General features: G+C 30.6%; 9 protein-coding genes and 1 pseudogene. All 10 read right to left on the reverse strand.

The genetic code is table 11. From position 1 onward, the window contains the following. On the reverse strand, positions 1 to 491 hold a 491-nt coding region (locus tag MR593_RS08855), incomplete at its 3' end, for an LON peptidase substrate-binding domain-containing protein (RefSeq protein ID WP_290692000.1). A 248-nt stretch (positions 492 to 739) separates the two neighbouring features. After that, positions 740 to 1,987 carry an ATP-dependent Clp protease ATP-binding subunit ClpX gene (gene clpX / locus MR593_RS08860; protein WP_290692002.1) on the reverse strand — a complete coding sequence of 416 codons (1,248 nt, stop codon included), beginning with the start codon at positions 1,985 to 1,987 and terminating at the stop codon, positions 740 to 742. A gap of 38 nt (positions 1,988 to 2,025) precedes the next feature. Then, positions 2,026 to 2,607 carry an ATP-dependent Clp endopeptidase proteolytic subunit ClpP gene (gene clpP / locus MR593_RS08865; protein ID WP_290692004.1) on the reverse strand — a complete coding sequence of 194 codons (582 nt, stop codon included), beginning with the start codon at positions 2,605 to 2,607 and terminating at the stop codon, positions 2,026 to 2,028. A gap of 84 nt (positions 2,608 to 2,691) precedes the next feature. Next, positions 2,692 to 3,975: a trigger factor gene (tig, locus tag MR593_RS08870; protein WP_290692006.1), complete on the reverse strand. Its 1,284-nt coding sequence runs from the start codon at positions 3,973 to 3,975 to the stop codon at positions 2,692 to 2,694. Between the two features lie 131 nt (positions 3,976 to 4,106). Then, positions 4,107 to 4,583 (reverse strand): metallophosphoesterase family protein, encoded by a 477-nt coding sequence (locus MR593_RS08875; RefSeq protein WP_290692008.1) that lies wholly within the window; start codon positions 4,581 to 4,583, stop codon positions 4,107 to 4,109. A 24-nt stretch (positions 4,584 to 4,607) separates the two neighbouring features. Further along, positions 4,608 to 5,957, reverse strand: coding sequence for a ribonuclease PH (gene rph, locus MR593_RS08880; RefSeq protein ID WP_290692010.1), 1,350 nt, complete (start codon positions 5,955 to 5,957; stop codon positions 4,608 to 4,610). Between the two features lie 180 nt (positions 5,958 to 6,137). Continuing rightward, positions 6,138 to 8,156: pseudogene (ligA, locus tag MR593_RS08885) on the reverse strand (NAD-dependent DNA ligase LigA). A 52-nt stretch (positions 8,157 to 8,208) separates the two neighbouring features. Continuing rightward, positions 8,209 to 9,144 carry a phosphoglycerate dehydrogenase gene (locus MR593_RS08890; RefSeq protein ID WP_290692012.1) on the reverse strand — a complete coding sequence of 312 codons (936 nt, stop codon included), beginning with the start codon at positions 9,142 to 9,144 and terminating at the stop codon, positions 8,209 to 8,211. Between the two features lie 121 nt (positions 9,145 to 9,265). Further along, a complete protein-coding gene (locus tag MR593_RS08895) occupies positions 9,266 to 9,691 on the reverse strand; it encodes a DUF3783 domain-containing protein (protein WP_290692014.1) in 426 nt (141 codons plus the stop codon). Between the two features lie 24 nt (positions 9,692 to 9,715). Beyond that, positions 9,716 to 10,726: lysylphosphatidylglycerol synthase transmembrane domain-containing protein (locus MR593_RS08900; RefSeq protein WP_290692016.1), on the reverse strand; the 1,011-nt coding region annotated here is incomplete at its 5' end.

Below are 10,726 nucleotides of genomic sequence, written 5' to 3' on the forward strand. Positions count from 1 at the left end.
TCTATTTCTCCTAATGAAACAAGTATTTCAGGAGAAACTCTATTTCCTATATTTATATATTCTTCAAAAGAGTCTAAAACATTTCTAACTAAAGCTTGAACTTCTACATCGTTTTCACTTTCGCTTTGGTCATATATTATTTCATCGACAACAGCTTCAAAAAAGCCTCTATCTTGATTAACTTCTTTTATTTTAGCTCTTGATATACCTTCAACTAAAACACGAACTGTGTCTCCAGGTAATTTTATCATTTGCTTTACTTTACAAATTGTTCCAACATGATAAAAGTCATCTATTGTAGGCTCATCAACTTCAACTTCCTTTTGTGATGTTAGAAATATCAACTCATCTCCCATCATCGCTTCATCTAAAGCTCTTATGGAAATATCTCTGCCTATATCAAAATTCAATATCATATATGGAAAAATTGCTAGTCCTCTTAGAGGAATTAATGGTAATTTAGATTCTATCTTAATATATTTATCTTCCACAATCTTCACTCCTTAAAGCATTTTCTATAATGTATATTAAACAAACACTTTTTATAGTGCTTTTTATATTATATATTTACGAAGTTCAATTTTCAACATAAATAGAAATATACCCTTATTTTTTCCTTATATTTATTTAATTTATTCATCAGAAAGCAAAATTTAAAAAAGGAGCTAAACAAGCTCCTTTTTTTAAACTTAATTTATGCACGCAATACATATGCACTTTATTTTCAATTATGCAATATTTATGCACTTTCTTCATGATTTTTAAGTACTATTACTGGATCGCTATCTCCTTCTACAGATTTCTTAGTAACTATTACCTTTTTAATATCATCTCTAGATGGAACTTCATACATAGTTTCCATCATAACACTTTCAACGATACTTCTAAGTCCTCTAGCTCCTGTATTTCTTTCTATAGCTTTTTTAGCAATAGCTCTTAATGCATCGTCTTCAAACTCTAATTCTACGTTGTCAAGCTCTAATAATTTCTTATATTGTTTTACCAAAGCATTTTTTGGTTCTTGTAGTATTCTCATTAAAGCATCTTCATCTAGCAATTCTAGCGTTGCAACGACTGGTATTCTTCCTATAAATTCTGGTATTATACCGTATTTTAATAAATCTTCAGGAAGTACCTTTGAATATATCTTGCCTAAATCTATATTCTTTTTACTTTCTATTTTTGCTCCAAATCCAAGCGTTTTTGTTTCTCCACGTCTTTGGATTATTTTTTCAATTCCATCAAAAGCTCCGCCTAGAATAAATAATATATTAGTTGTATCTATTTTAAGGAATTCTTGATGAGGATGTTTTCTTCCACCTTGTGGCGGAACATTTGCAACTGTCCCTTCAAGTATTTTTAATAATGCTTGTTGAACTCCTTCACCACTAACATCTCTAGTAATAGATGGATTTTCCGATTTTCTTGCTATCTTATCAATTTCATCTATATAGATTATGCCTCTTTCTGCTTTTTCTATGTCAAAATCAGCAGCTTGGATAAGTTTTAATAAGATGTTTTCAACATCTTCTCCAACATACCCTGCTTCTGTTAAAGATGTAGCATCAGCCATCGCAAATGGCACATTTAATGTTTTAGCCAATGTTTGAGCTAATAAAGTTTTACCTGAACCTGTTGGTCCTAATAGAAGGATATTACTTTTTTGAATTTCTATATCTTTAGAATTCGATTTTTTGCTGTAAATTCTCTTATAGTGATTATATACAGCTACTGATAATATCTTTTTAGCTCTTTCTTGACCTATGACATAATCATTTAAGATTTCCATCATTTCTTTAGGTTTTGGTAAAGATAGAGTATCCTCTTCTAAAGTTTCTTCCATCTCTTCTTGTATTATTTCATCACAAAGCTCAACACATTCATCACAAATATAAACATTTGGCCCTGCAATTAATCTTCTAACTTGGTCTTGAGTCTTTCCACAGAATGAACATTTTAATTGTCTTTTATCTTCGTATTTTGACATATTAAGCACCTCTTCCTAAAACTACGCTCTTTTTTCAATTACTTCTTTTCAATTACTTCATCGATTAGACCGTATTCTTTTGCTTCTTGAGCACTCATAAAGTTGTCACGTTCTGTATCTACTTGTATTTTTTCTATTGGTTGGCCAGTTCTTTCAGAAAGAATTTTATTTAATCTTTCTCTGATTTTTAAAATCCATTTTGCATGAATTTCTATATCTGTAGCTTGACCTTTTGCTCCACCTAAAGGTTGGTGTATCATTATTTCACTATTTGGTAGTGCAAATCTTTTTCCTTTTGCTCCTGCATTTAATAAAAATGCACCCATTGAAGCAGCCATACCTATGCATATAGTGCTTACATCTGGTTTTATATATTGCATAGTATCGTAAATAGCCATACCAGCTGTTACGCTACCACCTGGAGAATTTATATATAAATGTATATCCTTATCTGGGTCTTCAGCCTCTAAAAATAATAACTGAGCAACTACTAAACTAGCAGTAGTGTCATTTACTTCATCACTTAAGAATATTATTCTGTCCTTTAAAAGTCTAGAATATATATCGTAGGCTCTCTCTCCTCTACCTGTCTGTTCTACTACAGTAGGTACTAATGCCATAAATCATACCCCCTTCATATTTTTGTGGATATATCTGCGGTAGTTTATTAAAACTACCACAATTTAATCTGATTGTAGTGTTTACTATGCTATAACAGCATTTTCAACTAATAAGTCTATTGTCTTTGTTATTCTTAATTGTCCTTTTATATCATCTAGTCCAGTTGGTCTTAAAGCTTCTTTTACTTGTTCTACTGTCATGCTATAATTTTCTGCCATTTTAGCTACTTCTGCATCAAGATCTTCATCGCTTACAGTAACATTTTCAGCAGTTGCTATAGCATCTATTACTAATGAAGATTTTACTGCTTTTTTAGCATCTTCTCTCTTTTCATCTCTTAATTCTTGCATAGTTTTTCCTGTCATTTCTAATAATTGTTCTATGCTGAATCCTTGATATTGTAATGAATAATTAAGTTCCATTATTGAATTATCTATTTGAGCTTCTATCATAGTGTCAGGAACTTCTACTTCTGTATTATCTACAGCTTTTTCTACTACTGCATTTCTTTCTTCAGCTTTAGCTCTGTCAGCTGCTTCTTTTTCAGCATTAGCTCTTATATCAGCTTTTAATTCATCTAAAGTTTCGAATTCAGTAGTGTCTTTAGCAAATTCATCGTCTAATTCTGGTAATTCTTTAACTTTTACTGCATTTACTTTAACTTTAAATACAACTGGTGCACCTGATAATTCTTGTACATGGTAACCTTCTGGGAAAGTAACGTTTAATTCAACTTCTTCTCCAGCTTTTTTACCTATTAATTGTTCTTCAAATCCTGGTATAAATGCTCCAGATCCTATAACTAAGTCGTGTCCTTCTTCTTTACCACCTGCGAAAGGAACACCATCTTTGAATCCTTCGTAGTCTATGTTAGCAGTATCTCCATTTTCTATTTCTTTATCTGAATCTACTAATCTAGAAGCTTTTTCTTGTAATTGTTTTAATTTAGCATCTACATCTTCATCACTTACAGTATAATCAACTTTTTCTACTTCTATACCTTTGTATTGACCTAATTCAAATTCTGGTCTTACTTCAACTTTTACTAATAATACTAAACCATTGTCTTTGCTTATTTCTTCAACATCTATGCTTGGTCTATCTATTGGTAATAAACCTAATTCATCTATTGCTTTTGGATATTCTTCTGGGAATACTATATCTATAGCATCTTCATAGAATACACCTTTTCCATAGTTATTTTCGATTATTTTTCTAGGTGCTTTACCTTTTCTAAATCCTGCTATATTGAATCTACCTTTGTTTTTGTTATAAGCTTTGTTTATAGCAGCTTCAAATTTGTCGTTGTCTATAGTTAATTTGAAATCTACAACGTTACCTTCTTTTTTAATTAATTCTGCTTTCATTTAACTTTATCCTCCTAAATATATATATGTAATCATTTTAGAATAACTTTTTCATTCTAATAAATATCTAACTCTTTAATTATATCACAACCATTTTTTTATTTACAAGTGTTCCATTGAATTCAAGGTATTTATATTTTTATTCTTTCGTAATTAATTTCTCCATTTTCTATATCCAATATACCAAGTCCTTTAGTTGAACCTCCTCTTGGCAAGGATGGACTTCCTGGATTAATAAATATAATACCCTTTACATTTTCATAACAAGGAACATGTGAATGACCAAATATTACTATATTTGCGCCTAAATCCAATGCTCTTTCATATAAATCCACTAAAGTGTATTTAATACCATATCTATGACCATGGCAAACAAAAATCTTTTTGTCTTCAGCTGTAAATACATCTTCATCTTTTCCTGGATCTGAATAAAAATCACAATTTCCCTTGACCGCCACAACAGGAATATCTGTCATAGCCTCTATATACTCAGAATCATCTATATTGTCCCCTGCATGAACAATTAAATCGCAATCTTGTAAGAACGGAATTGCTCTATCAATTGCTGCTGTAAATCTATGAGTATCACTAATTATTCCTATTCTCATCGTTATTTCACTACCTCTATTATACTATCTGCCTACTCTTCTTGATAATTCTTCTTTCATTAATTGTAGTGCATTTGCTCTATGACTTATAGCATTTTTTATGCTTGATGGCAATTCAGCAAAGGTCTTATTATATTGGTCTACTATAAATAAATTATCATATCCAAATCCATTTTTGCCCTTTTCTTCAAATCCTATAGTTCCTTCACAAGTACCTCTTACTACAAATTCTTTACCATCTGGGAAAACTACTGCTATACAACAAACAAATCTCGCACTTCTATGACTCATAGGAGTATTATTTAATGATTTTAATAGCTTAGCTCTATTTTCTTCATCAGTAGCATTTTCTCCTGCATATCTTGCAGAATAAATGCCAGGTTTTTTGCCTATTGCATCTACTTCAAGTCCAGAATCATCTGCTATTGTTATCATTTTAGTTCTTTTTGCTACTTCTCTAGCTTTTATCAATGCATTATGTTCAAATGTTTTCCCATTTTCTTCAATTTCTAAGCCATCAAGGTCGACATCCTTCAATGAATATATATTATAATCTAAGTCTTTTAATATGTCACCTATTTCTTCTAATTTATGAGCATTTCCTGTTGCTATAACCACATCATTGCCGTAGTCGACACCTAAAATCTCATCTGCTATTTCTCCTAGAGCTTCTCTTTGAGCTTGTAATAATATCTTATTACCCTTTTCTCCTAGCTCTAAAAGCTTATCTAGATCTTTTCTTGAAAAAGGACATTCCTCCCCTGTACCTTGTACTTCGACGAATTCTCCCTTGTCAGTCATTATGATATTCATATCGACTTGTGCATTTGAATCCTCATCATAGCATAAATCTAATAAATACTCTCCATCTACTATTCCCACGCTTATAGCTGATACGAAATTTCTAACAGGCATGTGTTTTATTACTTTATCCTTATGTAGCTTATTAATAGCATCTAACACAGCTACAAACGCCCCTGTTATTGATGCTGTTCTAGTACCACCATCAGCTTGAATTACATCACAATCTACCCAGATAGTTCTTTCTCCCAATTTATCTAAATCAACTACAGATCTAATAGCTCTCCCTATTAATCTTTGTATTTCTTGAGTTCTGCCGTCTATTTTTCCTCTAGATGCATCTCTGATTTTTCTTTGTTGAGTTGATCTAGGTAACATAGAGTATTCTGCATTTATCCAGCCAGTTCCTGTATTTCTTAGAAAGGGAGGAACCTTGTCCTCTACAGAAGCATTGCATAAAACTTTTGTATCGCCCATTTCTATAAATACAGACCCCTCTGCATATTTTGTGTAATTTCTAGTTATTTTTAAATCTCTAATTTGATCAAACTCTCTACCATCAATTCTCGTCATTTTTTTTCCTTTCTAAAATCAAACGCTTCTTCCAAATAATTCATTAAATCTTATAGATTTATATACTCTAATAAACTAACTTATTCATTAAATCATTCTATCACTACTTTGATTAATTTACTACATTTATAAGGTAAAATCAACTTTTATAAGATTATTTTTAATCTAACAATTATTTTTCTATAAATTTTCTAGAACCTCTTGATTAGTTTTAAGCTCTATTAATTGTAAAAATTTCGCTTCATCTATAACCTTTATTCCCAAATCATTTGCCTTTGTAAGCTTAGAGCCAGCCTCTTCTCCTGCAAGCACGAACGAAGTCGATTTACTGACACTAGAAGTAGCCTTTCCACCTCTTTTTTCTATTAGCTCCTTGGCATCATTTCTCTTTAATGTTGGAAGCGTTCCTGTTAAAACAATTTTCATCTTGTCAAATATTTTAGGTATATCTTCATCATCTGATTCAATTAGCTTAGTATTTACACCGATTGCTTTTAACTTTTCTATAACTAGTAAATTCTTTTCTTCCTTGAAAAATTCCACAACGCTGTCTGCCATAGTGTTTCCAAATTCCTCTAAATTTATTAGCTCTTCTTCTGAAGCCTTCATCAATTTATCTAAATCCTTGAATTCACTTGCAAGTACTTTTGCGGCCTTAGTTCCTATTAATTTTATTCCTAAGCCGTTTATAAGTCTCCATAAATCATTTTCTTTTGATTTATTTATGGCGTTTATTAGGTTAGTTGCTGATTTATCTCCCATTCTCTCAAGGCCTGATATTTGCTCTTTTTGTAGATAGTATAAATCAGATATATTTTCTATTAGCTTCTCATTTAATAGCAATGTAATTATAGACTCACCTAGACCATCTATATTCATCGCTTCTCTTGAAGCAAAATGTATAATTCCCCTTCTGATTTGAGCTGGACAAGATATATTTATACATTTAACTGCTGCCTCGCCATCTAATCTTACGGTAGGCTCACCGCAGACAGGACACGCTGTAGGCATATTAAATTCTATCTCTTCTCCTGTTCTCTTATCTGTTACTACTTCTACTACCTGTGGAATTATGTCTCCTGCTTTTTGAACTAGTACAGTATCATTTATCTTTATATCTTTTTCCTTTATATAGTCTTCATTGTGAAGTGTGGCTCTACTTACTGTAGTTCCTGCAAGTCTTATTGGCTCTAGAACCGCTGTAGGAGTTATAGTTCCTGTTCTACCAACTTCTACTATTATATCTAATAGTTTAGTTTCTTTTCTCTCTGCAGGGAATTTGTAAGCAATCGCCCATCTAGGACTTTTTGCAGTATATCCCATTTGTTCCCTCTGTGCTAGGTTATTTACCTTTATAACCATTCCGTCTATTCCAAATGATAAATCCTCTCTGTGTTCTGTCCAGTACTTTATATGCTCTATTATCTCGTCCATAGTTTTAAATACTTTGAAATTTGGACTTACTGAAAATCCTAACTCTTTTAAATATTCTAGTGATTCACTGTGAGTTTTGAATTCTTTAGAATTTATATCCTCTAAATTAAATATAAATATGTCTAATGGTCTTTTAGCCGTCAATTTAGAATCTAATTGGCGCAAAGACCCTGCAGCTAGATTTCTTGGATTAGCATATAGAGGTTGGTCCTGTTCTTCTTGGATTTTGTTTATTTTTTCAAAATCCTCCTTAGAAATATAAACCTCTCCTCTTACTGTCAATTCTCCGTTTTCCTTTATTTTAAGTGGGATATTTTTTATAGTCATTAAATTTTTAGTTATGTCTTCTCCGACTATACCGTTTCCTCTAGTAGCTCCACTTTCGAATACACCGTTGTTGTAGTTCAATCAAACTGATAAACCGTCTATTTTAATTTCAACTACATATTCAACCTCACCGTCTACTGCTTCTCTAACTCTTGAATCAAAATCCTTAAAAACCTGCCATGAAAACCCGTTTGAAAGGCTCAACATAGGTATTTTATGCACTACTTGGTCAAATTTATCTAGAGGCTTTCCTCCGACTCTATTTGACGGTGAGTCATTTGTTTTTAATTCAGGATTCTTATCTTCAAGCTCGATTAATTCCTTCATTAAATTGTCGTACTCAAAATCCTCTATCTCCGGTGAATCTTGATTGTAGTATTTTTCATTGTGATAATTTATTAAATTTCTCAATTCTTCAATTCTTTTTTGAGCGCTCATATTAAAAAAAACTCCTTAACTATTTTTTATAATTTTACCATAAAATTTTAAATTAATACCCTCTGTTTATATTTACTAAATTGGATACTGTTTCTCCTTTTATGTACTTCTTTAAATTAGAATAAATCATTTGATCTACTCTCTCTCTATTTCTATCTGAAGCCCAGCAATTATGAGGTGTTACTATTACATTTTCTGCCTCCCATAGAGGACTATCGTCTCTCAAAGGCTCATTTTCAAATACATCTAATGCTACACCTTTAAATTTATCTAAAAATTGTACCAAATCATCTTCTTTTACCAATTTACCTCTTCCTACATTTATAAAGCTAGATCCGTCCTTCATCAAGGCAAATTTATCTTTATTTAACATACCTTCTGTTTCTGCAGTGCAAGGCATTGTGCTTACTACAACATCACAATTTTTAAAAATCTCATCAATTTGATCCTTAGAAAAACATTCATCAAAATATTTTATATCTCGTCCATCAGTATTATAACCCCACAGCTCTACACCAAACGCCTTTAGTCTTTTAGCAGATTCTACAGCAATTGTTCCAGTTCCTAAAAATCCTATCCTTTGACCGTATAACTCACTTAACGATAAATCCATATTCCAAAGCTTCTTATCCTGTTTAATATGAAAACCTCTAGCCTTTTTATATATCTCTAATATACACATAACTATCCATTCAGACATAGGAATACTATACCCGCCTCTGTTATTAGATACTTGTATATTTTGTGCTAAAATTTTTTCTTTAGGCAATTGATCAAATCCTACACTTGTCAATATGATGTATTTTAAATTTTTCATTTTCGATATATCGAGTGTTTCAAATGGATTATACGCTACTAAAATATCTGCATCATCTGTCTCTGCACTGTTTTGAAGCTTCTTCTCTGGAATGCAAACTACTTCATATCCCAAATCTTCTATTTTCTTAAATTGTTCCTCTTTTACTCTCAAATTAAATAAAACCTTCATTCCCACATCTCCTTTTAAAATTAATCCACATTACTTTCAAAAAAAAATTGAGATGTATTCATCTCAAATATTAAATATTAATATTTACCTTTTATAGTATATATTTAATATCTGTAATATTTTATTTATCGTGATTTACAGTTTTTCCTTTAGAAAGAGCTTTTCGTTCTTCTTTTAAATTATAAATCAATGTATTTAAAGTCCAATCTATAGAAACCTCTGTCACCATAGCTGATAGAGGTCTTTTGATTTTCATCTTTTTCAAGCTATCTAAAAATCCCATAACTCTATTATTTGGGATATTATTAAATATTACAGCCTTCTCACTCCAAATATCCTCATTGTCATCAGATATATTTCCATCTAATATATCCTTTATTTTTGTATTTCCATTTTTACTATTGACAACTATTCTATCTTTTATTCCTACAAAACCACTTACTGTTTTAATTGCTGTAAGTTCCTTATTATTAAAATTAACTAAAATTACACAGTTTCTATCGTGTATATTTTGTTGCTCGCTATCGTTTATTTTTTTAAATGTCATTTTATATCTCCTTTATACTAAAATTTATATTTTACTTGTATCACTAGGTTTAATAAGCGTATTCTTTTCCTTAATTTGAAAATGAGTGATAATAGTCATTATACCACTTCCTATTAAAATTAAATAATAAACCAATCCTCCATATAATAAAACTGCATATCCCAAAATCGGCTTAGGAAATACGTTTGCAAATATAGTAAAAAAAGCTATCTCATTTGCCCCTATATTACCCGGAGTTGGTATAGGCGAAACAGCCATATATAAAAATGTCTGTAGAGTTATCATATACATAAAATGATAATGGCTTAGATTAAATGCCTTATATATCCAAAAAGAAACGCTGAAATACGCAGACAACTGCGCTACAGTTAATATAGTTGTTTTTATTAATAACTTTTTATTTGTCATAAAAAATTTAACACATTGACTGTATTCATCTATAAAATCATTTATTTTTTCGTTTTTATCCCTTAAAAATCTCAGAATTTTAAATTTAGATAGATGTTCAATTAAAATATTCAATACAAACTTTATCTTATTTGGATTCAAAATAGCCAGTAATCCTACTATAATCGTAAATGCATTTATGCTTATCCCTAATATAACTAAAGGCATGACAGTTGGCATTTCAGTTCTCAATATATCTATATTAAAAAAGAAGAATATCATACAATAAATAGTAACTACAGCCTGATATAATAAAGTTTTATTAGTTACTATACCTGTAGCCTCACTAAGTGGAACTTTATATTTATTTAAAACATATATAAGCATCGGTTGGCTTCCCGAAGCAAAAGGCGTAACTAAATTATAATAAAAACCCATAGTAGCTAGCTTAATCCCTAAGAATTTTGCTTCTACTTTATATTGAGCATCTATTATTTGCTTTAAAATAACTCCTTCTAAAAATATGTACGTTAATATCACATAAATTCCTATAGCTATATATTTTTTATCAATTATGTCTTTTATATCAGTTATAGCTCCTACATCTAAATTTTTAAAAACTAAACGAATTGTAAATACCATTAAAAA

The sequence above is a fragment of the Intestinibacter sp. genome, assembly GCF_022780145.1.
Classification (GTDB): Bacteria; Bacillota; Clostridia; order Peptostreptococcales; family Peptostreptococcaceae; genus Intestinibacter.